This is a genomic window from Streptomyces albofaciens JCM 4342, from assembly GCF_008634025.1.
In the GTDB taxonomy this organism is placed as follows: Bacteria; Actinomycetota; Actinomycetes; order Streptomycetales; family Streptomycetaceae; genus Streptomyces; species Streptomyces albofaciens.
Map to the genome: position 1 here is coordinate 1958634 of NZ_PDCM01000001.1, position 23210 is coordinate 1981843.

General features: G+C 70.7%; 16 protein-coding genes and 1 pseudogene. 9 read left to right on the forward strand and 8 right to left on the reverse strand.

What is annotated here, in order from left to right; all coding sequences use genetic code 11:
• Positions 1-362 precede the first annotated feature (362 nt).
• Together CP973_RS08870 and CP973_RS08875 are read right to left on the reverse strand one after the other, a co-directional pair.
• Positions 363-800, reverse strand: a complete 438-nt coding sequence (locus CP973_RS08870) for a hypothetical protein (protein ID WP_150239071.1) — start codon at positions 798-800, stop codon at positions 363-365.
• Entirely contained in the window at positions 797-4330 is a 3534-nt protein-coding gene (locus tag CP973_RS08875; protein ID WP_150239073.1) for an ALF repeat-containing protein, read from the reverse strand. The genes CP973_RS08870 and CP973_RS08875 overlap by 4 nt, the downstream gene beginning before the upstream one ends.
• 366 nt (positions 4331-4696) lie before the next feature.
• Between CP973_RS08875 and CP973_RS08880 the strand changes: the two genes are divergently transcribed.
• The 3 genes from CP973_RS08880 to CP973_RS08890 all read left to right on the forward strand — a co-directional run bounded on the left by CP973_RS08880 (position 4697) and on the right by CP973_RS08890 (position 8360).
• Entirely contained in the window at positions 4697-5206 is a 510-nt protein-coding gene (locus CP973_RS08880; RefSeq protein ID WP_150243332.1) for a hypothetical protein, read from the forward strand.
• A gap of 88 nt (positions 5207-5294) precedes the next feature.
• A complete protein-coding gene (locus tag CP973_RS08885; RefSeq protein WP_150239075.1) occupies positions 5295-6833 on the forward strand; it encodes an FG-GAP-like repeat-containing protein in 1539 nt (512 codons plus the stop codon).
• Between the two features lie 426 nt (positions 6834-7259).
• On the forward strand, positions 7260-8360 hold the full coding sequence (locus CP973_RS08890; RefSeq protein WP_244409340.1) for an acyltransferase family protein: 1101 nt from the start codon (positions 7260-7262) through the stop codon (positions 8358-8360).
• A gap of 2 nt (positions 8361-8362) precedes the next feature.
• Here the strand turns inward: CP973_RS08890 and CP973_RS08895 are convergent, their stop codons facing one another.
• Positions 8363-9517, reverse strand: a complete 1155-nt coding sequence (locus CP973_RS08895; protein WP_425281945.1) for a glycosyltransferase family 4 protein — start codon at positions 9515-9517, stop codon at positions 8363-8365.
• A gap of 140 nt (positions 9518-9657) precedes the next feature.
• Positions 9658-10989, reverse strand: coding sequence for a hypothetical protein (locus CP973_RS08900; RefSeq protein ID WP_150239079.1), 1332 nt, complete (start codon positions 10987-10989; stop codon positions 9658-9660).
• A 797-nt stretch (positions 10990-11786) separates the two neighbouring features.
• Here CP973_RS08900 and CP973_RS08905 point away from each other — a divergent pair.
• Complete coding sequence (locus tag CP973_RS08905; RefSeq protein WP_150239081.1) at positions 11787-12212, forward strand: hypothetical protein; 426 nt, start codon at positions 11787-11789, stop codon at positions 12210-12212.
• 107 nt (positions 12213-12319) lie between these two features.
• Here CP973_RS08905 and CP973_RS08910 read toward each other — a convergent pair whose 3' ends face one another.
• Positions 12320-12676, reverse strand: coding sequence for a PucR family transcriptional regulator (locus CP973_RS08910; protein WP_150239083.1), 357 nt, complete (start codon positions 12674-12676; stop codon positions 12320-12322).
• Positions 12677-12888: 212 nt separating this feature from the next.
• Between CP973_RS08910 and CP973_RS39920 the strand changes: the two are divergent.
• The 4 genes and pseudogenes from CP973_RS39920 to CP973_RS08925 form a co-directional block, all read left to right on the forward strand.
• Positions 12889-13692: pseudogene (locus tag CP973_RS39920) on the forward strand (FAD binding domain-containing protein); the annotation flags it as partial.
• A gap of 264 nt (positions 13693-13956) precedes the next feature.
• Positions 13957-16683, forward strand: a complete 2727-nt coding sequence (locus CP973_RS08915; RefSeq protein WP_244409796.1) for a molybdopterin-dependent oxidoreductase — start codon at positions 13957-13959, stop codon at positions 16681-16683.
• Positions 16684-16799: 116 nt separating this feature from the next.
• The gene (gene trxA, locus CP973_RS08920) at positions 16800-17201 is read left to right on the forward strand and encodes a thioredoxin (RefSeq protein ID WP_150239087.1); all 402 of its coding nucleotides are present in this window, start codon (positions 16800-16802) and stop codon (positions 17199-17201) included.
• Complete coding sequence (locus CP973_RS08925; RefSeq protein ID WP_150239090.1) at positions 17194-17790, forward strand: histidine phosphatase family protein; 597 nt, start codon at positions 17194-17196, stop codon at positions 17788-17790. The genes trxA and CP973_RS08925 overlap by 8 nt, the downstream gene beginning before the upstream one ends.
• 53 nt (positions 17791-17843) lie before the next feature.
• On the opposite strand, the gene CP973_RS08930 is transcribed toward CP973_RS08925, so the two are convergent.
• Entirely contained in the window at positions 17844-18875 is a 1032-nt protein-coding gene (locus CP973_RS08930; RefSeq protein ID WP_150239092.1) for a rod shape-determining protein, read from the reverse strand.
• A 129-nt stretch (positions 18876-19004) separates the two neighbouring features.
• Positions 19005-20018, reverse strand: a complete 1014-nt coding sequence (locus CP973_RS08935) for a helix-turn-helix transcriptional regulator (protein ID WP_150243336.1) — start codon at positions 20016-20018, stop codon at positions 19005-19007.
• Positions 20019-20081: 63 nt separating this feature from the next.
• Between CP973_RS08935 and CP973_RS08940 the strand changes: the two genes are divergently transcribed.
• Positions 20082-22535, forward strand: coding sequence for an ATP-binding cassette domain-containing protein (locus CP973_RS08940; RefSeq protein ID WP_150239094.1), 2454 nt, complete (start codon positions 20082-20084; stop codon positions 22533-22535).
• On the opposite strand, the gene CP973_RS08945 is transcribed toward CP973_RS08940, so the two are convergent.
• On the reverse strand, positions 22515-23183 hold the full coding sequence (locus tag CP973_RS08945; protein WP_150239096.1) for a hypothetical protein: 669 nt from the start codon (positions 23181-23183) through the stop codon (positions 22515-22517). The genes CP973_RS08940 and CP973_RS08945 overlap by 21 nt on opposite strands.
• Positions 23184-23210 lie beyond the last annotated feature (27 nt).

Genomic DNA, 23210 nt, shown 5'->3' on the forward strand with positions numbered 1-23210 from the left:
CTGAAGCGGAACATCGTCGTGCACGCCTTCCCTCTCGTGCTCGGCCTCCCGAGCGTCCGGAACGGCACAGTTCGTGCGCCCCCAGCCGCCGCTCCTGGATGAGAAGGCCGCCGGCCTGCGCCGTAACTTGTGAGCTGCGGAAAGCGGATCTCGGCGGGCGCGATGGCGGTGTCTGCTCGCTGGGTGGAGTCTGTGCCAGCTCTGCATTGACAGTGCGGGCCTGTGACAGGCCTGGCTCCGGGACGGCACGGACACGACGCCGGTCTTGGCCGTTTGAAACGGCCAAGACCGGCCTGATGCGTCATCGCGTGTGGCGACGTGGCGCAGTCGGCTCCGGTGGTGCTACTCCTCAGTCGCGAGGGCTAGGAGGCCTTCTTGAGGACGAACATCTCCTCGGTGTCCGCGGACACCGAGAGATAGAGGCCGTGCTTGGCTCCCTGGCCGTAGGCGCCCACGTCGAGGGTGGTCTTCTCCGTGGGGCCCGTTTGGAGCGTGACACGAATTTCCTGGTTCGCGAGAGAAGTGTGTCTCTTGCTCATGGACCAGGTGCCGCTGCCACTGACCGTGCCGACCACAGCGTCGGCAGACCCGTCGAAACCCGAAGGCATCTTCACTCCGGCCGCAGTCCCGTCCTCACGCACGGTCAGCTGAGCTCCGCCCGGGCCGGCCCAGAACCCGACGAAGTCACTGCGCTCCGCCTTGAACGGCTCCGACTCACGGATGAGGGAGACCAGCAGGACCCCGCCGGCGGCCAGCGTCAGCACAGAAGCCGCAATCGCCAGCCGAGCCATCATCTTCACTTGATGATCAGCTCCTCGTCCCAATTCACTTCCTGGCTCAGCGTCTTGCCCGGCAGATCGTACTTGTCCGCGAACCTGGTCAGTGGGTTGAGGATGTAATCTTCGATCGGTTTCCTCATTACTGGCGGGTGCAGGAAAGAGGTGATGGTGGTGTCGTTTTTCAGGGTGATCGTCACTCTGGTTTTCCCGGTCCTGGCGTCTCGCGAGACGACCTTGTAGTCATAGTTGTACGAGCCGATGAAGGTTGCGGACGAAGTGCCGTACTTTCCGTGGGTCATCAAGACTTTGTAGTTGCCGGTGAAGCCGAGCGTTTGCACGTCCCCGAGGTCGGAGAGCAAGCGTGTCCAGCCCTCGAGGCGCATGAGGCCATACTCCCCGTTGCGTCCTTCATTTTTTCCGTTCTTTATCTGTTGAGCGATCATGGCGCGGACGTAATCCATTGAATGGTCATTGCGGAGCTGCTCGGTATATTTGTCCCCGGCGTGGAAGTATTCCGTTTCCTGGCCTATGCCCAGAAGCCACTGGATTCCCATGTTCAGCGCGGTCGGCCGGCCGTTGCCGTCGTAAAGCGAGCTGACGGAAAAAAGCTCTCGCAAGATCTGTAGCGACGATACTTCCTTCTGCGACAACTGCTGCTCCGCTATCCGGCGCTGCGCTTCTTCCTGCCGGTGCTGCGCTTCTTCCTGCCGGATCTTGTTGTCGAGGGTCATGATGGTCTTGGTGTACGCGGCCTCGGCGGCGGTGGCGTCCTGACCCGCGGCTTCGGCCGAGGCGCGAGCCTGGCGCGCCGAGGCGTAGGCGGAGTCGGCGTCGGCGTTGGCCCGCGTCGCGAACGTGGAAGCCCGGGACGCTTCGTACTCGGCCTTGGTGGCGTCACGTTCGGCCTGGGTGGCCGCGGCGTCGGCCACGCTCGCCGACTTGGCTGCGGCCTTTGCCGATTCTTCGGCCTCTGTGGCGGATTTGTCGGCATCCGCGGCGTACTTCTGAGCCAGTTTCTGCGAGGCGTCGGCGTTGTTCGCGGCCTCCCTGGCTTCAGCCGCCCGCGCATTGGCATTCGCCGCGATGACGGCGGCTTCGGCCGCGTTCTTCTGTGCGTTGGCGGCAGCGACGGAGGCTTCGGCGAGGAACTGGTGGATCACGGCGTTGTGGACGGCGGTGAGTTGATCCCTGCGGGCCGTGGAGTACTGCTCGTTCTGGACGAATGCGTGCAGGGCTTCGGAGGTGCCCTCCAAGGCGACCCTGGCAGCAGCCTTCGTCTCGGCGCCGCCGCTGCCCGCCAGCTTTGTGGCGGTGATGCGTTCGTCGTCCTCCTGGGCGGCGTACTGGCCTTCGCTCAGGAATGCGCGGATCTTGGCGATCGAGCCGTCCTTCAATGCTGCCTGAGCCGCAGCTTTGAGCTGCGGCCCGCCACTGGCCGCGAGTTGGGTGGCGCGGATGTTGTAACCGGTCCGGGCTGCCTCGTCCGCCCCGGTCCGCAGGAATTCGCTGATCTGCTTCGCGTCTCCCTTGAGCGCTTCGTCCGCGGCCTTCCGGACGTCTTCGTAGTTGCTGTTGACCGCGAGATTCTGCACGCGCGCGCGTTCGTCCTGCTCGTCGGCGCGCTGCCAGCCGGTGCGCAGGTATTCGGCCACGGCGTCGTCCGAGCCGGTCAGCGCCGTCTTGGCGGCGGCCTGGCTCCACGGCCCGCGGGTCTTCATCGTGAGAACGGCGACCTTACGGCCCTTGGCCGCGAGGTCCGCGGTCTTGGCCTGGGGGGCCTTGGCCTCGGCGAGCAGGCGCTTCGCCTCTTCCTGGACATTGTGCGCGGCCTCGGCCCGCTGGGCCTCTTCCTTCTGCGCCAGTGCCTCGTTCTGCTTCTCGGCCCTGGCCTTCTGGATCGAGGTGTCCGTCCGGGCCTTCAGCTCCTCGGCTTCGAGCTTGGCCGCGATGTCGTGCACATCCTTGGCCTTGGCGACGGCCGCGGTCGCGGTGTCCGCGGCTTCCTTGGCCGCCGCGGAGTGTGCGTCGGCTTCCTTGGCGGCAGTGGCGGCCTCGCCGGCGTGTTCTGCCGCCTTCCTGGCGGCGGCTGCGGCGTTCCTTGCGTGCTGGGCCGCAGAGCCGGCCAGCTGACGTGCCTGACCGGCAGCGTTGGCGGCTTCGTAAGCGAGATCCCGTGCCGCGATGGCGGCACGGCGCGACGCCTGGGCGTGACCGCGCGCGGTCGCTGCCCACTGCTTCGCCCTGGCCGCTTCGGCATTGGCCGTACCGGCGTAACTGCCGGCCTGGTCCGCCGCACTGGCGGCGGCATCGGCATTCTCACTGGCCCGGTAGGCCGCGTTCGCGGCGTCCCCAACCGCCTTGGCGGCTATTTCCACCTGCCGGGCCGCTTTTTGGGACGCGTCCGCCGCGTCTGCGGCGGCTTCGGCGTCCTCGGCGGCCCGGCGCGCGACCGAAGCCGTGTCGGCGTTGATCGCTGCGTTGGCGGCGGCGTCACGGGCCCGCGCAGCTGCCGCCGCGGCGGCGGAGGCGGCTGAAGCGGCCTTCGCGGCGGCGTCCGCCGCCATGCGAGCGGCGTAATTGGCGGCCTGAGCCGCACTGATGGCCTCCTGCGCGGCGGACGCGGCCTGCTGCGCAGCATCCGCCGCTCGCCTTGCCCAGCCCGCGGCCAGGCTGGCGTCCTGGCCGGCCGCCTCGGTCTCCTTGCGCGCCTCGTCAGCCTTCAGTTTGGCCAGCTTGGAGGCTTCCTCCGCCCGGTCGCTGGCCTCCTTGGCCGCGGCGGTCTGCTGCTCGGCGATCTTGCCGGCTTCCTTGGCCTGCTCGGCCAACTGCGAAACGGTCGCCCGTTCGTGGTCGCGGTTGCGCGCGGTGTTCTGGCCCACCGCGAGGAACTCGCGGACATCGTTCATCGAGCCGCGCAGGGCGTTCTTGGCGGCTTCCTTGGTGGCCGGCCCGCCGCTATTCATGATCTGCGTCACGCGCATCCGGTCGTCCGTGTCCCTGGCCGGGTACTGGCCCTGCTCCAGGAACTTGCGGACGTCGTCGATCGAGCCGCGCAGCGCCGCCAGTCCGGCCTCCTTGACCGTCGGACCGCCTGTCGTGGTGATTTTCGTTGCGCGTATGCGGAGGTCCGACTCGGCCGGGGCCTTCCAGCCGTCCTTGAGGAACTTGACGACCTCATCCTTGGAGCCGGACTGCAGAGCGGTGAGGGCTGCCGCGCGGACCATCGTGCCGCCCGACTGGAACATCTGCGTCGCGGTGATGTTAAGGTCGGTCAGTTCGGCGAAGGCGTAACCGCTGTTGAGGAATGCGCGGACGTCATCATCGGAGCCCAACAACGCCGCTTCGGCCGCGGCCTTGACGTTCAGGTCGCCGGTCGACCATAACTCCACCACGCGGGCCCGGGCGGCATTCGGCGCCTCGGCGGCTGCGGCAGGAGTTGTTCCGAGCAGGCCGGCGAGAAGAGCTGAGGGTAGCAGGGGCAGGCTCAGCAATCGGATGCCGAGCCCATATCTCTTTTTTGACCGCGCCGATCGACGCAGCTTTTTCTTCATTTGTTTACCCTTGAAATTAGGCAAGCGCACTTGGCGCGGCGATCATAGCCGTGCCCGGAGTCAAGGCAAAGAGGTAAGAGGGTCGAGCCGTCGCGTCGGGTTGCGACCGATGGATCACGAAAGCATCACGCGCTGAGGAAGGTTGTACTGCGCGGGATCACGAAATGGTCACACGTCCAATCGGGTGCGGGGTTCGATCCCGGTGTGATGTGAGTCCGCTCGTGAATACTTCGGCAAGTCTGCTGGATCACGAGAAATGGGGTGCTACTCTCCGGGAATCTCCCTCATTTTGTCATTGCATCCGGCCGTCTGCCGGGTGTGAATGCTGAAAGGAATCCTCTGGTGATAGCCAGCGCGCGCGGGAAAATGTTTGCCGCCGGTGCCGCCGCAGTCGCCGTGCTCGTCACGGGCCTGACGGCCTTGGTGGCCGGGTCCGCGACGGCCGCGCCGACGACGGGCGAGGACGACGCTCCTCCGTACGCGATCGAGACGTTCGAGTATCCGAACGCCGCGAAGATTCTCAAGGAACAGGGCATCACCCTCCGCAAGGGCGACGGGCGCATAGTCCTCGGTGACTGCCTCGACCCCGCCTTCAAGGACATTCAGGTCTCCACCAGCGTCAGGCACCCGGGGCAGACGGTGCCGGGCCGGTACTGCTTCAAGGTCACCGGAACCGGAAAGTCCGGTTACCTCGCACTGGAGGTTCCCAAGGTCTACAACGTCATGACGGGGGATGTGGCGATCCGGGCCAGCCTCACCGCGGACAAGAAGACCGAGTCGGTGAACGTGGGCAAGAACGACATCAAGGGATTCGACTCGGCCGACGGCACGCCTGCCGGTTATCCGGTCCTGGTCGAGCTCCGCGTCACCGGCTGACCGGCCTCCCGCAACGTCCGACTCCCGGATACGGAATGTTGCCGTAACCCGTATTCGCACTCGCCATGCAGACAGGAACAACACGAACATGCCTGCCAGACGTCCGCGCGCAGTTCTCGTCGCGGGGCTCCTCACCCTCACCGCTGCCGGCGGCCTGCTGACCGCCGCCCCGGCCGGTGCCGTGGTCGGCACCGTCACCAAGGACGGCTCCTACCCGTTCACGGCCAAACTGGACATCGGCGGCTCCCGCAGCTGCTCCGCAGCGCTGGTCGACGAGCAGTGGCTGGTCACCGCCGCCAGCTGCTTTGCCGAGAATCCCGCTCAGAGCCTGGAGGTCCCCGCCGGGGCTCCGAAGGCGAAGACCACCGTCACCGTGGGCCGCACGGACCTGACCCGTACGGACGGCTTCGTCACGGAGATCGAGCGGCTGGTGCCGCGCGGCGACCGCGACCTGGTCATGGCCAAGCTCGCCAAGCCCGTCACCGGTATCGCCCCCGCCGACATCGCCGCTAAGGCGCCGCTGCCCGGTGAGGACGTCTTCGTCAGCGGCTACGGCCGCACCAAGGACGATTGGGTCCCCGACCGCCTCCACTACGGGCGCTTCTCCATAGGCGCCGCGAAGGAGACCACGCTGGGCGTCAAGGGCAAGGATGGCGCCGCCGTCTGCGAGGGAGACACCGGGGCCCCTGTGTGGCGCGAGATCGGCGGCCGCTACGAACTGGCCGGCGTCAGCAGCCGCTCGTGGATGGGCGGTTGCCTCGGCCACGAGGACGAGAAGCGCACCGACGCGGTGGCATCCCGTACGGACGACATCGCCGGCTGGCTGCAGACGGTACGACTGTCGACGAAGTTCCAGCACGTTAGCGACCTGCTCACGTCCGCCGACTTCAACGGCGACGGGCGCGCCGACATCGCCGCCGTGATGACGGACGGCAACCTGCACGCTTTTTACGCCAAGCCGGACGGCACCCTCCAGTACGGCCGCGAACTGTGGACCCACGACGGTACCTGGGGCGGCTATACGCAGCTCATCGGTGGTGATTTCAACGGCGACGGCCAGGGCGACATCGTCGCGCGCCGCGGCGACGGCCAGATGTTCCTCTACACCGGCACGGCCAACGGCAACCTGAACCCGCGTGTCGCGACCTGGTACGACACCTCCTGGAAGACGATGCGTCAGGTCGTGCGCTACCGCGCCGACAACTCCGGGCGCGACGGCCTGGCCGCGATCTGGGGCGACGGCTCGCTGCACGCCTACACCACCAAGGCCGACGGCACCCTCAGCGGCAGCGCGCGCGACCTGTGGTACGACAAGTCGTGGAGCGGCACGCGCATCCTGTCCAGCGGTGACTTCAACGCCGACGGGAAGGACGACATCGTCGCCACCGACCCCGACGGCGGCCTCCGCCTCTACACCGGCAATGCCCAGGGCACCGTCACCCGCGCCCCCGACCTCTGGTACGACAAGTCCTGGGGCCCCGCGCTCGCCCTGCTCAGCGGCGACTTCAACGGCGACGGCAAGGCCGACATCGCCGCCCGCTGGCCTGACCGCAGCCTGCACCTCTACACCGGCAACGGCAAGGGCACCCTCGCCGCCGGGCCCACCATGTGGCCCAGCGCCTCCTGACCGGAGTGCGCGCATGATGTGGCGAGCGCTGCCTTCCCGGCCGGGCGCTCGCCACATCGGCGCGGTGAATCACCGGAGGAATCGACCGCCGCGGCCATGGGGGAACCGACAGCGGCCGGTGTCGAGTGTTCGAGTTCGTCAGCCGATGGCGCGGTGTCAGTACGCCGCGACCCTGGCCCCCGGTCATCTGCAGCCGACCGCTCGTCCAAGCGGCACCTCAGCAGGCACCGCACCTGCCTGGTTCCGGCGAACGGCGCTGCGGCCCACGGCCCATGACTACAACCAGCACCTCGACCGCGCTCGCATGCCCGGTCCTTGCCCTCTCGGAGCAACCGCACCATGAACACCCCTGGCCCAGCGACAGACGGCGCCTTGTCCGCTGCCGGCCCGTGGCCGGCGACTCCGGCCGGAAGACGGATCCGGCTCATGTCACCGGTGGAGGTCAAGAGCGGGCAGCGCCCGCAGCGGATCGCCGCCCTGGACGGTCTGCGCCTGCTGGCCGCCTTGATGGTGGTGGCCTACCACTACACAGCCATCAGCTGGCCGTGGTCCGCGGACGGCAGCAACAGCTTCCCGAGGATCTTTCCCTTTGCCGCCTACGGATGGCTGGGTGTCCAGCTGTTCTTCCTGATAAGCGGCTTCGTGATCTGCATGAGCTGCTGGGGGCGGCCCCTGGGCGACTTCATCGTCTCCCGCATCATCCGCGTCTTCCCTGCCTACTGGCTCGCGATCATCGTCACCACGCTCGTGGTCATGCTGGTCCCCGGCGGGCTGGAGCCGCGCAAGTGGCATGACGTCTTCGTCAACCTCACCATGCTGCAGGAGCCCTTGCACGCACCGCACGTCGACGGTGTCTACTGGACGCTCTTCGCCGAACTGCGCTTCTACCTGCTGCTCGCCGCCATGGCCTGGTGGGGCCTGACCTACCGTCGGCTGCTGACCCTGTGCTGCGTATGGATCGTGGCCAGCGCCCTGGGCGCCCGGTCCGAAAGCGTGATCCTGCGACTGCTGATCATGCCGGACTACAGCTGGTTCTTCATCGCCGGCATCGCCTTCTACCTCATGTATCGCTTCCGGCCCAACATCTTGCTGACCGGCATCGTCCTGGTGTGCTTCTGTGCCGCACAGCCCTCCGTCAACCATGTCTGGCGTTCCTCGCTGAGCACCATGGGCCGTGCCGTTCCCTACTGGCCGACTCTGCTGGTCCTGGCCGTCTGCTTCGGCGTGATGGCTCTGATCGCCACCGGAAGGCTGTCCTGGTGCAACTGGCGCTGGTTGCCGGTGGCAGGTGCCCTGACCTACCCGCTCTATCTGCTCCATGAGTACGTCGGGTGGGAGATCATCCGGAGCTTCAGCGCCCGCATTCCCCACCACGCTCTGCTCATCGCCACCGTCACCGCGATGCTCATCGCCGCCCACTTGGTCCACCGACTCGTCGAACGCCCCGTCTCCCGCTGGCTCAAACCCCGCATCAAGGCAGCCCTGCGCCAGATCGAGCCCGCACGGCTCGGTTCCGGCTCGACATGACGTCACGGAACTCGGTTTCCCGTACCCCGTAGTCCCTTCCCGGACCCGTGACCGACCTCATCGTCATCGACAAGGCTGCCGAGGCCGCGTACGCGGAAGGACGTCCGAAGGCGATCCTCCGCGAGCGATTCCACGGCCGCACACCAGTCGTCCAGATCCGAGTTCTTGGTCAGATCGTCGGAGCGGGCCCTGGCTCGGGCGGAGGCGCGTTCCCAGTGGGTCGGGTCGCGCAGGGTCATCAGGGCGTGGGTCCAGGCGTTGAGGTCGTCGCGGTAGGCGAAGATGCCGGCTTCGCCGAGGGATTCGACCAGGCCGGGGGTGGGGTGGGCGATCACCGGGATGCCGGAGGCCAGGGCTTCGACCGCCACCCGGCCCCAGGATTCGTAGAGGCTGGGCATGAGCATGACGCGGGAGCGGCCGTAGACGTGGGTGCGCATCTCCTTGCCGGTGACGCTGTCGAGGACCTCGCAGTTGGGGAGGCGGGGCGGGGGCATCACCTGCCGGCCGTAGGCGCCGCGGACGCCGAGGAAGTGCCACTCGGGGGTCCAGGCGGCGAGCTGCCAGAAGAGTTCGCCGCCCTTGTCGGGGTTGAGGTTGACCAGAGTCGCGCAGTCGCCGGGTTCCGTGCGGTACTCCTCGGCGAGCACGGGCGGGCGGACGACGATGGACTGCCGGGGCAGGAACTCGGCCGGGTAGCGGGCGTAGTGGATTTCGCCGTCGCGGCGGATCCACTCGCTGTTGTAGACGACGAGGTCGGCGCCCGCCGCGTTGTGGAAGCTGGTGGCGAAGTTGTCGTGGCAGATGACGACCACGGGTATGCGGCGGGCCCTGGCGAGGCCGGACACGAGGGGGACGTTCTCGAAGTGGGAGAGGAGGACGTCCGCCCGCTGGGCCTCGGCGGCGAAGTCGGCGCCTTCCTGGAAGGGGACGACGCGTACGCCGTCGATGTCGTAGGTCGTCTCGATGGTGCCGGGGTGGGAGAGCCAGACGGTGATGCGGTGGCCGCGTTCGGCCAGGGGGCGGAGCATCGAATGGAGCATCCACTCGGAGCCGGCGTTGTGGGCCGGTGGGTATCCGTACACCCGGGCCGCGATGGACAGGCTGCGTGCGGTGCGGGGAGCGGCCGGCCCGTGCGGGCGGGGTGCCACCGGATCCACGTGTCAGGACTCCCTTGAGAAGGCGGGGGCGGGGGAAGCCTGTGGTGGGCGGGTATGTGCCCACCACAGGTGCCGGGTCTGCGTGACAGGCGCCGGGTCTGCGTGCCCGGGTCAGCCGGGAAGGGCCCGGCGGTCGCCGGTCACAGCTCCGTGACCCGGATCAGCGACGAGGCCGACGTGTGCTCGCCCACCTGGAAGCCCAGGCTCGTGTCGCCCAGCGGGGCCTCGGCGGACGCGGTCACCTCGACCAGCGCGCCGGACTTCGAGCCCTTGCCGGCCAGGGCCAGGTCGACGCTGTCGATGGTGAGCGTCTGGCCGTCCGGCGACAGGGTCCCCTTGTAGGAGCCGACTTCCTTCCATTCGGAGCCCTGCATGACCCCCACGATCAGCCGGTCGCCGAGCCGCAGGCCCTTGCCCTGCGGGAGGGTGACGCGGATGCGCTGCGCGGGTACGCCGCCGTCCTCGACGGCCTGGAATTCCACGCCCGCGTAGCGGGGCTCGCCGCCGCGTACCAGTGTCACCGGTCCGCCCGGCGACACCGAGAACCGGCCCTGGGCGTGGCCGGCCGTGTAGCGGTAGTAGACGCTGCCGAGCTGGAAGGCGTCCTCGGTCTTGGCCGGGTCCCAGCTCAGGTAGCTGGGCGAGCCGTCCGGGTTGGCGGCCTGCGGCCAGACCAGGAACCGGTAGTAGCCCGGCTTGTCGCCGAGCCGGCGCAGGTCGATCGCGGGCAGTGTCACCTTGCGGCCCGTACCGGCGTCGCGGTGGCCCTCCGCCTTCTGGAGCTGCGGGGTCGGGGTGTAGTGGGACGGTGTGCCGTCCTCGTGGACGAGCTGGTAGTACACGTGGTCGCTGTTGTTGCCCGGCACGTCCTGTTCGCCCTGGCGCAGATTGACCAGGTCGATGATGAACTTGTCGCCGGGGATTCGGCCGTTGTCCGATACGTAGCCGAATCCGGCCTGACTGTTGGGTGTGCCGCCCCAGTTGTGGTCGTACGGCAGCCGGACGAACGGCCGTCCCACCTTCTCCGGGTCGGTCCGCGCCCAGGCGCCGGCGAGCACCTCGATCTCCGGGTTCGCGGTGCGCACGTCGCCGTTGTCGAGCGTGACGTCGACCCGGATCTGGTACCGGCGGCTGTAGGCCGGCCGCGGGTCGGCGTCGACGTTGAGGTCGCCGCGCAGCGTGAACGTGATCAGGTCCGCGTCGGCGAGGAAGGTCAGGTCGATGACCTCGTACTCCTGGTCGATGCCGCTGCGGCCGCGCTTGACCTCGACGGCGTTCATGCCCGCCTGGCCGTTGCCGGTGTAGGAGTAGCGCACCGTACTGATCTTCACGCCCATCGGTACGCGGATCCGCCCGTCATAGCGGAACTCGCTGTCCCAGACGGCGAAACGGTTCGCGTGGCCGAGGGTGCGGATGCCGGTCCATTCCGGGTCCGTGCTGTCGGCCTGGGCGGCTGTCGCGGGAGTGGTCATGGTCGGCTCCTTGACGGTCGGTGGTGGCGTCCGTGCGCGGTGGGTTCCGGGAAGGGTCGGTAGGTTCCGGAAGGATCGGTACGTTTTAAAAGTTTTGGTACGTACTCGGGTGCCTTTTCGGCTGCCTTCTTGGCGGGTGGTGGCCGGCGTGGGTGCGGGACACCTGGGGCACCTGGGGGCGCCCGGGGGCACCTGTGGCGAGCCGTGCGGACAAGGCTGACCCGGCGTTCGGAGCGAGAGAAAGGGGTCTCCCTGCGGGCATGCCGTTCCTTGCCACCGGCATGGCCGGCCGGAGCCCGCCTCAGTGACATCACGCGTCACGCGCGTACCGCGCGGCCACCGCACCACCGTCCCCTCCGCCTCATGGGCCCCACCGTCCCCGTGCGATTCCCGGGCACCCATTTCCCTTCGGCACACAACGACCGGGATCCGTTCCGGCGGATCCAGCCATCGCGGGGGACGTTCCCGCAGACGGGAGCCCCGGCGGCGGCCCCGCTTCCTGGACGCTCGGCCCGTGGCACCGCGGTGGCTTTCGCGCCGTCCGCGGGTTCGTGGGGGGCCAGGGCGGTACGAGGGAGGAGCGGCGTCGGAACCGGACAGGGAGCCACGTGCCTCGGGCCTCGGGTGTTCGATGCCGTTTTCCCGGTGAACCGCTCGCCCGGCAGCTCAGCGCGGCCGTGACCGGATGCCGATTCGAACGCCCCGCTGGCCGGTTGCCCCGATGTGGTCCCACGGGGAGCGGCCCTAGCGTGAGCCCGCCTCTTCTCAGTACCCGACCGGGAAAGGAACGGGACCCCATGGCCGTCATCAACCTCATGGTCCTCGAAGGCGACGAGCAGGAGCCCGAGGGCTGGATCAAGATCAACAAGGATCTGAACGCCGGTGCCGGCGGCGAGTACCTGTACTTCGCCTACGAGACCGACAGCAACCGCGCCGCGCCCAACACGGCGTTCGGCCCGCTCACTGACATCATCTTCCTGTCCAAGGGCGACAGCCTGCCGCACGGCTACCGCAAGCTGAACAAGGACCTGAACGCCGGCGCGGGCGGCGAGTACATCTACGCCGCCTACACCCGCAGCCCCGAGCAGGGCTCGCCGGTCAACTCCCTGGACGTCGCCCTCACCGACAACCGCGACTACCAGCCCCCGAAGCCTTGGGAGCGCTACGACAAGGACCTGAACGCGGGGGCGGGCGGCAAGTACGTGTACCTGCTGCACCTCTGATCCGACAGCGCGCCGGAAGCGGGCGGGGCGGTGGGTGCCGCCCCGCCCGTCTCGCGTGCCCGTTTCATGTGTCTGCCTCGTGCGCCCGTCTCGTGTGCCCGCCGCGCTCAGCCCGCGCCGCTCCCGGCTCCCGCCCGGCACAGCAGCGCCGCCCGCAGGTCGAGGCGGTGGCTCAGGCGGGTGAGGTCGCGGCCGGTGAGGCGTTCTATGCGCTGGACGCGGTAGCGGACGGTGTTGACGTGGAGGTGGAGGGCGGCGGCGGTGCGGGACCAGGAGGCGTCGTGGTGGAGGAAGGCCTCCAGGGTGTGCAGCAGGGTGCCGGTCCGGTCGTGTTCGGGGAGGAGGGGGCGCAGGGTGCGGGCGCTGAAGACGGCGCGTACGTCGGCGGGTACGGCGGCGAGCAGCCGTTCGAGGGTGGCGGGGGCGGAGTCCTCTCCGAGGGGCGGTGGGGTGGTGTGCGGCATGGGACGTGCTCCTCGTACCGTTCCGGGCGCCGGGCCCAGGGCTTGGCCGTACGCACTCGCCAGGTGAGAGTGCGGAATCGCATCGTAAATGCGAGGGGAGTGCGGGCGGTAGGCGCGCTGATGCCAGGCGAGGGGGGTGGGGGAGGGGTACGGAGGGTGGTTTTTGTGCGTTGCGGGGGCTGTGCGGGGCTTGTACTTGTTTCACTCGGTGCATGGACCTGAACACGGTGCGGGAGGTCCGGGACGCCCGGGGGCGGCCGGACTGGCGGCCGGGGGATGCCTGGCTCGGCGGCGGTACGTATCTCTTCTCCGAGCCGCAGCCCGAGCTGCGGCGGCTGCTGGATCTGGGCCGGATGGGCTGGGAGCCGCTGCGACGGCTGCCGGACGGCGCGCTGGAGATCGCGGCCACGTGCACCATCGCCGAGGTGTCCCGCTTCGGCCGCAGCCTCGGACGACCGGCGGGGCCGCTCTTCGAACAGTGCTGCCGCGCCTTCCTGGCCTCGTTCAAGATCTGGAACACGGCCACCGTCGGGGGGAACGTGTGCCTCGCGCTGCCCGCCGCTCCGATGGTCGCCCTTACGGCGGCGCTGGACGGCAGCTGCCTGCTGCTGGCCGGGGAGGGAGCGGGAAGGCGGCTGCCGGTCACCGATCTCGTCACCGGTGCCGGGCGCAACGCCCTGGCCGAGGGCGAGTTGCTGCGCTCGGTCACCCTGCCGGCCCGCGCGCTCGATCGCCGTACGGCCTTCCGGCAGACCTCGCTGTACGGGCTGGGGCGCTCGGCCGCGCTGCTGATCGGGACGCTGGACCCGGTGGACGGCGCGTTCACCCTGACGATCACCGCCGCCACCGTACGGCCGGTCCGGCTGCGCTTCCCGGCACTCCCGGACGCCCGCGCCCTACGGGCGGCGATCGGGCGGGCGGTGCCGGACGACGGCTGGTTCGACGACGTCCACGGGCTGCCGGAGTGGCGGCGGCACATGACGTACCGGATGGGGGAGGAGATCCGGGCCGAGCTGGAGGCGCGGCCGGAGGGGAGCGCGGTGGACCCACGGGGGATGCCGGCATCGCGCGGTCCGTCGCCGTCCGCACCGTGTGGCGGCCCGTCGTCCCCACCCGTGGGCCCGGACCCCGCGCGCCGTACCGAAGCCGCACGCCCCGCCCTCTTCCGTACCGAAGCCGCACGCTCCGCGCCCTTCCGTACCGAAGCCGCACGCCCCGCTCCCTTCCGTACTGAAGTCAACGGCACGGCCACCCGCACGCCACCCCGCCCTGGTCAGTGCCTGCGCACGTACCTGCGCGAGCGTGGCTGGTTCGGCGTCAAGAAGGGGTGTGACGCGGGGGACTGCGGGGCGTGCACGGTTCACGTGGACGGGGAGCCGGTGCACAGCTGCGTGTATCCGGCTCTACGGGCCGACGGGCGGATGGTCACCACGGTGGAAGGGCTCGCCGAGTCGGGGGGCGGCCAACTGCACGCGGTGCAGCGGCGGTTCCTGGAGGCGCAGGGGTTTCAGTGCGGGTTCTGTACGGCTGGGTTCTTGATGACCACGGCGGCGCTGGACGCCGAACTGCTGGCCGATCTGCCGCGCGCGTTCAAGGGAAATCTGTGCCGGTGTACTGGTTATCGGGCCATCGAGGACGCCGTGCGGGGCGTCCGGCACACCGAGGAGGCGGCGGGGCACGGCGTCGGCCGTAACGTTCCCGCGCCCGGCGCCCTGGACGTGGTCACCGGGACCGCCCGTTACACCTTCGACATCGACCTCGGTACCGATGCCTTGCCCGGCCTGCTGCACATGAAGCTGCTGCGCTCGCCGCACGCGCACGCCCGGATCACCGCCATCGACACGCGCGCCGCGCTGCGCGCGCCCGGCGTGCACGCGGTCTTCACCCACCACGACGCGCCCGCCCGCCACTTCTCCACCGCCCAGCACGAGCACCCGGAGGACGACCCGTTCGACACCCGGCTCCTGGACGACACGGTCCGCCATGTGGGCCAGCGGGTCGCCGCGGTGGTCGCGGACAGTGAGGCGGCGGCGGAGGAGGGCTGCCGTCGTGTCGTGGTGACGTACGAGGTGCTGCCCGCCGTACTGGACCCGGAGGAGGCCATGCGTCCCGGTGCCCCGGTCGTGCACGACAAGGGGGAGTGGGCGGGGATCGCGCGGCCCGGTGCCAACGTGGCGGCGGAGGCGCACGGGGAGACCGGCGACGTGGCGGGCGGGTTCGCGGCGGCCGACGTGGTGTACGAGGAGACCTTCCGTACGCAGCGGGCGCAGCACGCGAGCCTGGAGACGCACGGCGCGCTGGCGTTCTTCGAACCGGGGGAGCGGGACGGGGAGCGGGGTGGGGAGCGGGGTACGGGGCCGGCGCGGCGGCTGGTCGTCCGGACCAGTACTCAAGTGCCGTATCTCGTGCGCCGTTCCCTCTGCACGCTGCTCGACCTGCCGCCCGAAGCGGTACGCGTCGTCGCGGGACGGGTCGGCGGTGCCTTCGGCGGCAAGCAGGAGATGCTCGTCGAGGATGTCGTGGCGCTGGCGGCGCTGCGCACCGGACGGCCGGTGAAGCTGGAGTTCACACGGGAGGAACAGTTCACAGGCGCGACCACCCGGCACCCGTTCACCGTACGGGTCAAGGCCGGGGCGCGCCGGGACGGGACGCTCACCGCGCTCCAGCTGTGCGCGGTGTCCGACACCGGCGCGTACGGCAACCACGCCCGCAACGTCCTGCTGCACGGCTGCGGCGACGCCCTGGCCCTCTACCGCTGCCCCAACAAGAAGGCCGACGGTTTCGCCGTCTACACCCACACCGTCCCGGCCGGTGCCTTCCGCGGCTACGGGCTCGGGCAGGTCGTCTTCGCGCTGGAGAGCGCGCTGGACGAGCTGGCGCGGCGGCTGGGCCTCGATCCGCTGGTGGTGCGGGAGCGCAACGTGGTGCAGCCCGGTGACACGCCGGAGACGGTGGTGGGGGCGGAGCGGGACCTGTGTATCGGCAGTTACGGGCTGGGCGCGTGCGTGGCCGCGGTGCGCGAGGCGGCCGCGTCGGAAGGGCCCGCCGCTCCGGACGGCTGGCTGGTGGGTGAGGGCAGCGCCCTGGCGATGATCGCCGCCGGCGGGCCCGGCGGGCACTTCGCCGACGCACGGGTGACGCTGACCGCCGACGGCTCGTACGAGCTGGCCGTCGGCACGACCGAATCCGGCAGCGGCGCCACCACCGCGCACCGCCAGCTCGCCGCGGCCGAGCTGGGTGTCGACGAGGAGCGGATCACCGTACGGCAGGCCGACACCGACGCGGTCGGGTACGACTCCGGGGTCTTCGGCTCGGCCGGGACCGTGGTGGCGGGCGAGGCCGTGGTGCGCGCGGCCCGTTCCCTGGCCGCCCGGATCCGGGACCGGGCCACCGGTGACGGCGGTGGTGGCGGTGGCGGTGGCGGTCGTGACGGGGAACTGTCCGGCCACGGCGAGGCCCCCACCACCGGCCCTGACGAGGCCCCCCTCACCGGCCACGGCCACGCCACCGGCACGCCCCGCACCGTCGCCTTCAACGCGCACTGGTTCCGTGTCGCGGTCGATCCGGACACCGGCGAGATCCGTGTCCTGCGCAGCGTGCACGTGGCGGACGCGGGCACGGTGATCAATCCCATGCAGTGCCGGGGGCAGGTCGAGGGCGGGGTGGCGCAGGCGCTGGGGTCGGCGCTGTTCGAGGACGTACGGCTGGACGGGCGCGGCCGGGTGCGTACCGCCGCGTTCCGCGAGTACCGGCTGCCCGCCTTCGCCGACGTGCCCCGTACCGAGGTGCGCTTCACGCCCACCGCCGACTCGATCGGCCCGGCGGGCGCGAAGTCCATGAGCGAGAGCCCCTTCGATCCGGTCGCGCCGGCCTTGGCCAACGCGCTCCGGGACGCCACCGGGGTGCGCTTCACGCGGCTGCCGCTGGCCCGGGACCGGGTGTGGCGGAGGCTGGCCGGCGAGGCCGCGCGGAGGCCGCCGGACGGCCCGGGAAATTCGCATGGATAGGACGGCGTTTGCTGGGCAGGGGTGCGGGACGGTCCGGCGTGCGGAATAGGTGCAGCGATGAATCCGTTGCCGCAGCGGGACCGACAGCAGACCGGAACCGGAAGCAGGGAATACGCATGAGCACCGTAGAGCTCACCAAGGACAACTTCGACGAGATCGTCTCCGGAAACGATTTCGTCCTGATCGATTTCTGGGCCGAGTGGTGCGGCCCGTGCAAGCAGTTCGGCCCGGTCTTCGAGCGTTCGTCCGAGAAGAACAGCGATCTGGTGTACGCGAAGGTCGACACCGAGGCGCAGCCCGAGCTGGCCGCCGCCTTCCAGATCCAGTCGATCCCGACCGTGATGATCGTCCGCGAGAACATCGCGGTGTTCTCGCAGCCGGGCGCGCTGCCGGAGGCCGCCCTGGAGGACGTCATCGGCCAGGCCCGCAACCTGGACATGGACGAGGTGCGCGCCTCCGTGGCGGAGGCCCAGAAGCAGGAGGAGCAGAAGCAGGACGGGCAGGCCGCCGGTGAATGAACTGCTCCTGATCCGCCACGGCGAGACGGAGTGGAGCAGGTCGGGGCAGCACACCAGCTGGACCGACCTGCCGCTCACCGCCCGCGGTGAGGAGCAGGCCCGCTCCTTGCGGCCGGTGCTGGCGGACCGGAAGATCGGCGCGGTGCTCAGCAGCCCGCTGCGGCGGGCCCGGCACACCGTCGAGCTGGCCGGACTGCCGGACCCGCAGATCGACGCCGACCTGAGCGAGTGGGACTACGGCGGGTACGAGGGCATCTCCACCGACGAGATCCACCGCACCCGCCCCGGCTGGTTCCTGTTCACCGACGGCGTGGCCGCCGGGCCCCCGGAGCACCCGGGCGAGTCGCCCGAGCAGGTCGGCGCCCGCGCCGACCGGGTGCTGGCCCGTATCGAGGAGCAGCTGCGGACGGCCGACGGCGATGTGGTGCTGGTCGGCCACGGGCACTTCCAGCGCGTGCTGACGGCCCGCCGGCTGGGACTGCCGGCGTCGGCGGGCGCGCTGTTCACCTTCGAGACGGGCACCGTGGGCGTGCTCGGCGAGGAACACGGGCGGCCCGCGGTGGTGGGCTGGAACACCCGGACGCTGTGACGGGGCGGGTTGCGCGCCGCGCCCGGAGGGTGATCCGGGAGGCGCGCGCCCGCTCAGGTCGCCATCGGATCGAGGTGCAGCGGCTCCACCTTGCCCTCGATCATGTCGCCGAGCCCCAGCACCGCGCAGGTGTCCGGCCGCTCCGCGATGTGTACCGGCATGGTCGTGGCCTGCCGGATCATCGACTGGAGGCCGGGGATCAGCGCGCTGCCGCCCGCGAGCATGATGCCGCGCTCGCCGAGGTCCGCCACCAGGTCCGGCGGGCAGCGCCGCAGCACCGCCCCGATCCCGTCCAGGATGCCGGTCAGCGGTGAGGCGATGGCGCGCCGGACCGGCTCGGTCTCCACCATGACCGAGCGGGCCAGCCCGCTCACCACGTCCCGGCCGTGCACCTCGGTCGGGCCCGCCACCAGGTCGCCGTCGCCGGCGAGCATCAGGTGCAGCGGCCGTACGGACTGACCGGGCAGCATGAGCTTGTGATGCAGCCTCAGGTGCTGCACCACGGCGTGGTCGATGGCGTTGCCGCCCACCGGTACGGTCTCCGCCGCGACGATCTCGCCCAGCGAGAGCACCGCGATCTGCGTGGTGCCCGCGCCGCACACCACGATCATGGTGGCTTCCGGCTGCTCCACCGGCAGATCGCAGCCGACCGCCGCGGCGACCAGGGTGTCCACCATCTCCACCCGGCGGGCGCCGATCCCGTTCAGGGTCTCCACCGCGGCCCGCTGGGCCAGCGGCTCACTGCCGTACGGCAGGCAGATCGCGGCCCGCATGGTGGGTCTGCGCCGCCACGCCTTGCGCAGCTTGTCGTCTACCAGGTGGCGCAGCAGCCGCTGCGCCATGTCGATGTCCACGACGGTGCCGCCGGAGACCGGGCGCACCACCCGGATGTGGTCCGGTGTCCGGCCGTCCATCACCTCCGCGCGGTCCCCGACGGCGATCAGCGCGCCGGTGCGGATGTTGACGGCCGCGACGGTCGGCTGGTTCACCACCACGCCCTGGTTCTTGACGTACATCCGGGTGCGGGCTTCGCCCAGGTCGACGGCGACCGAGCAACGGTGCAGCTGGGCCAGGCTGGCGGTCATGGAGGGGGCCTCCCCGATAGGCGTGCGTCGGTTGCGGGACGAGCGGCCGTGGGAGGCCGCCCGGAACCATCGTGTGCCGACGGGGCGTCAGGTGCGCGCTGGGAGGGTCCGGTTGGGGGACGGCCGGGGTCACGGCGCCGTCGGCTCCTGGCCCCGCGGTTCCGGGGGGCCGTACGAGGCGTCGACGAGGCGGGTGCCGAGGTCGCGCAAGTAGGCGATCAGCTCGGGCGGTTCGTGTACCTCGAAGGGGACGCCGAGGAAGCCCAGCCGGTACGCGAGCCAGTCCAGCGCGTCACCGCCCGTCCGCAGCAGACAGGAGCCGGGCGTGAGCGGTTCCAGGAGGCCCGTGCCGGCGGGGAGGCGGCGGGCGGCGTCCTCCAGGGTGGTGTGCAGGGTGACCAGCGCCCGGTAACGGGCGCGGTGGCTGACGATGGACTCGGCGACGAACGCGGCGGCGTCCGGGGTGGGCGGACGGCGGTCCGCCGCGCAGCGGGCGCCGGTGGGCCGGGGCTCGCCGATCCGGTCGGCCCGGAACGTACGCCAGTCCGCGCGGTCCAGGTCGTACGCGACCAGATACCACCGGTGATCGGCGCTGACCAGCCGGTACGGCTCGGTGTGCCGCCTGCTCGGGGTGCCGTCCGCCGCGGCGTACGCGAAGCGGACCCGCTCGCGGCGGTGGCAGGCGGTGGCCAGGGCGGTCAGCACGGCAGGGTCGGTCACCGGGGCCTCGCCGCCGCCGGTGAGTAGGCCGTACAGCGGGACGGTGGCTTCCTGGAGGGCGGTCACGCGGTTCCGCAGCCGGGCGGGCAGCACCTGCTCCAGCTTGGCGAGGGCCCGTACGGAGGTCTCCGCCACGTCGGCGACCGTGCCGCCCGCGGCGGCGTACAGGCCGACCGCGATGGCGACGGCCTCGTCGTCGTCCAGGAGGAGCGGCGGCATGGCGGTGCCGGAGGCGAGGCGGTAGCCGCCGATGGCGCCGAGGGCCGCGTCCACGGGATAGCCCAGGTCGCGCAGCCGTTCGATGTCGCGGCGGACCGTGCGCGGGCTGACGCCCAGCCGCTCCGCCAGCTCGGTGCCGGTCCGCTCGCGGCCGGTCTGCAGCAGTGTGAGGAGCTTCAGGAGGCGGGCCGGGGTGTCGCTCATGCCGTCCAGGGTGCCGCAGAAGGCGGCCATGTTCTGACCTAGTTCCTTCCTAGCGTGGCCCGTATGGGAGCACAGCACGCCGACCGGGGCACGAGTACCGCCGGAACCCTTGGCACCACTGACACCGATTGCATCACCATCACCGGTGCCCGCGAGCACAACCTCAAGGATGTGGACGTCGAGATCCCCAAGGGCCGCATCACGGTCTTCACCGGGGTGTCCGGCTCGGGTAAGTCCTCACTGGTCTTCGACACCGTGGCGGTGGAGTCGCAGCGCCAGCTGAACGAGACCTATACCTGGTACGTGCGCAACCAGCTGCCCAAACACGAGCGGCCCAAGGCGGACACCATCGAGCGACTCGCCCCGGCGATCGTCGTGGACCAGCGGCCCGTCGGGGGCGGCGCCCGCTCCACCGTCGGCACCATGACCGACATCCACGCCGTCCTGCGGGTGCTGTTCTCGCGCTGCGGCACGCCGTCCGCCGGCGAGGCCACCGCGTACTCCTTCAACGACCCCGCCGGGATGTGCCCCGAGTGCGCCGGGCTGGGCCGTACCACCCGTATCGACCTGGACCGTTTCTTGGACACCGGCCGCTCCCTCAACGAGGGCGCGATCCGCTTCCCGCCGCTCGCCGTCGGCACCGCGGGCTGGCAGATCTACGCCACCTCCGGCCTCTTCGACCCGGACGAGCCCCTGGAACGGTACGGGCCCGAGAAGTGGGACCTGCTGCTGTACGGCAAGGGCTTCAAGGTCAAGCGCGGTGAGCGCGGCTACAACAACACGTACGAGGGACTGGTCGAGCACTTCGACCGGCGCTATGTGAAGCGGGGCCTGGCGGCGCTCCCCGAGAAGACGAGGGAGATGGTGCGCGCCTTCGCGAAGGACGGCACCTGCCCGCGGTGCCGGGGCGGCCGGCTGACCGAGGCGGCACTGAAGTCGCAGGTCGCCGGGCGGAACATCGCCGAGATGGCGGCCCTGGAGGTCACCGAGCTGAGCGCGGTCCTGCGGGGCATCGACCCGGCCGACGAGCCGGTGGGCGCGGCCATCGCGGCCCGGGCCGTCACCGCGCTGGACCGGCTGACGGACATCGGCCTCGGCTACCTCAGCCTCGACCGGCCGACCGACACGCTGTCCGGAGGTGAGGGGCAGCGGCTGAAGACGGTGCGCCACCTGGGCAGCAGCCTGACGGGCATGACGTACATCTTCGACGAGCCGAGCACCGGGCTGCACCCGAGCGATGTGCGACGGCTCAACGACCTGCTGGTACGGCTGCGCGACAAGGGCAACACCGTGCTCGTCGTCGAACACGACCGGGATGTGATCGCCATCGCCGACCATGTGGTGGACATGGGCCCGGGGGCCGGGGCACAGGGCGGCGAGGTGGTCTACGCCGGGACGGTGCGCGGGCTGGCGGCGGCCGACACGCCGACGGGCCGGGGGCTGCGGCGGGTGACGGACGTGAAGAAGGAGCCCCGTAGGCCCGGCGGCCTGCTGACCGTACGGGACGTGACGCTGCACAACCTGAAGGGCGTGGACTTCTCCGTACCCACCGGGGTGCTCACGGTGGTCACGGGCGTGGCGGGTTCGGGCAAGAGCACGCTGGTGTCCGGGGCGTTCGTGGGCGCGCACCCGGAGGCGATCGTGGTCGACCAGTCCGCGATCGGGGTGTCCGCGCGGTCCACACCGGCCACGTACCTCGGGGTGATGGACGCGATACGGACACTGTTCGCGCGGGCGAACGGCGTACCGGCGGGCCTGTTCAGCTTCAACTCGGCCGGGGCGTGCGAGGCGTGCCGGGGGCGCGGGGAGATCCACACGGACCTGGCGTACCTGGACCCGGTGACGACGACCTGCGAGACGTGCCGGGGGCGGCGCTTCAAGGACGACGTGCTCGGGCTGACCCTGGGCAGGCGGTCGATCGCGGACGTGCTGGAGATGACGGGGGCGGAGGCGCAGGAATTCTTCGCGGGTGGGGACGGGGGAGGCGGTGGGACCGCTGGGGTCGGCGAGAGCGGTGAGACCGGTGAGACCGACGAGAGCGGTGCCGGGTCGGCGGACAGGCAGACGGCCGGGGGCGACGAAACAGCCGGGATCGTACGGAAGTTGGCAGCGCTCATCGACGTCGGACTCGGATACCTGACGCTGGGGCAGTCGGTGTCGTCCCTGTCCGGCGGCGAACGGCAGCGGCTCAAGCTGGCCACCCGGCTGCACCGTACGGGAAGCCTGTACGTGCTGGACGAGCCGACGACCGGGCTGCACATGGCCGATGTCGACGGGCTGCTGGACCTGCTGGACCGGCTGGTGGACGGCGGCAACACCGTCCTGGTGATCGAGCACGACCTGGACGTGGTGAAGCGGGCGGACTGGGTGGTGGACCTCGGGCCCGGCGGCGGCCGCCGGGGCGGCGAGATCGTGTTCGCCGGGACGCCGCGCGACCTGGTGTCCGCGCGCGGCTCGGTGACCGCCGCGTGCCTGCGGGCCTCGCTCGACGGTGGGCTACTCGATGGTGCGCTGTAGCAGGCCCCACGTGAACTCCGCGACGGTGGCGTGGCGTTCGCCCTGCGCGTCGGGCGCGGTGAAGGCGAGCCGCCAGCGGGTGGGGGCGGTGCCCTCCATGGGGCGGGCCGGGGCGAAGGCGCGGGCGACCTCGTCGACCGTGCAGGACCAGGGGACGAGGTCGTCGGCCGTACGCAGGGTGGGGCCGGGTGCGCCCGGCGCCCGGACGAGCCACGCGTTCCACGCGGCGCCCTGCGGGCCGGTCAGCACCTCGAAGCGCAGTTCGGGCCACAGCGGTACGGGCCAGGTCAGCGCCTCGCAGGTCAGATCGCCGATGCGGCGGGTGGTGACGGACTCGGGGCGGCCGAGCAGCGAGCGGTAGCGCTGCACCGCGCCTCGGGAGCGCGGCGAGTGGGCCCAGGCCTGCCAGCGGCGGTTGGCCTCGCGCAGGTCGGCGCGCGAGGCGCCGAGCGTGCGCAGCGCGTCCTCGACCAGGCCGGGCTGGTGGTCGGCCATCCGGCGCAGCAGGACGAGCTGGAAGGCGAGGGGGCCGTCGGAGGGCGCGCCCGGGCCGTCGCCGGGCCTGCCGGATGCGTCGCCGGGTCCGCCGGAGCCGCCGCCGGGTCCGCCGGAAGATCCGTTGTCAGTGGTGGGGTCCATGATGGACATGGTCGCGGATCCGGCGGATCCGGGCGT

Excerpts from the sequence above, each read along its gene's own strand:
- CP973_RS08875 (WP_150239073.1), bottom strand. The coding sequence starts at position 4,330 with ATGAAGAAAAAGCTGCGTCGATCGGCGCGGTCAAAAAAGAGATATGGG.
- CP973_RS08880 (WP_150243332.1), top strand. The coding sequence starts at position 4,697 with ATGTTTGCCGCCGGTGCCGCCGCAGTCGCCGTGCTCGTCACGGGCCTG.
- CP973_RS08885 (WP_150239075.1), top strand. The coding sequence starts at position 5,295 with ATGCCTGCCAGACGTCCGCGCGCAGTTCTCGTCGCGGGGCTCCTCACC.
- CP973_RS08890 (WP_244409340.1), top strand. The coding sequence starts at position 7,260 with ATGTCACCGGTGGAGGTCAAGAGCGGGCAGCGCCCGCAGCGGATCGCC.
- CP973_RS08900 (WP_150239079.1), bottom strand. The coding sequence starts at position 10,989 with ATGACCACTCCCGCGACAGCCGCCCAGGCCGACAGCACGGACCCGGAA.
- CP973_RS08905 (WP_150239081.1), top strand. The coding sequence starts at position 11,787 with ATGGCCGTCATCAACCTCATGGTCCTCGAAGGCGACGAGCAGGAGCCC.
- CP973_RS08910 (WP_150239083.1), bottom strand. The coding sequence starts at position 12,676 with ATGCCGCACACCACCCCACCGCCCCTCGGAGAGGACTCCGCCCCCGCC.
- trxA (WP_150239087.1), top strand. The coding sequence starts at position 16,800 with ATGAGCACCGTAGAGCTCACCAAGGACAACTTCGACGAGATCGTCTCC.
- CP973_RS08930 (WP_150239092.1), bottom strand. The coding sequence starts at position 18,875 with ATGACCGCCAGCCTGGCCCAGCTGCACCGTTGCTCGGTCGCCGTCGAC.
- CP973_RS08935 (WP_150243336.1), bottom strand. The coding sequence starts at position 20,018 with ATGAGCGACACCCCGGCCCGCCTCCTGAAGCTCCTCACACTGCTGCAG.
- CP973_RS08940 (WP_150239094.1), top strand. The coding sequence starts at position 20,082 with ATGGGAGCACAGCACGCCGACCGGGGCACGAGTACCGCCGGAACCCTT.
- CP973_RS08945 (WP_150239096.1), bottom strand. The coding sequence starts at position 23,183 with ATGTCCATCATGGACCCCACCACTGACAACGGATCTTCCGGCGGACCC.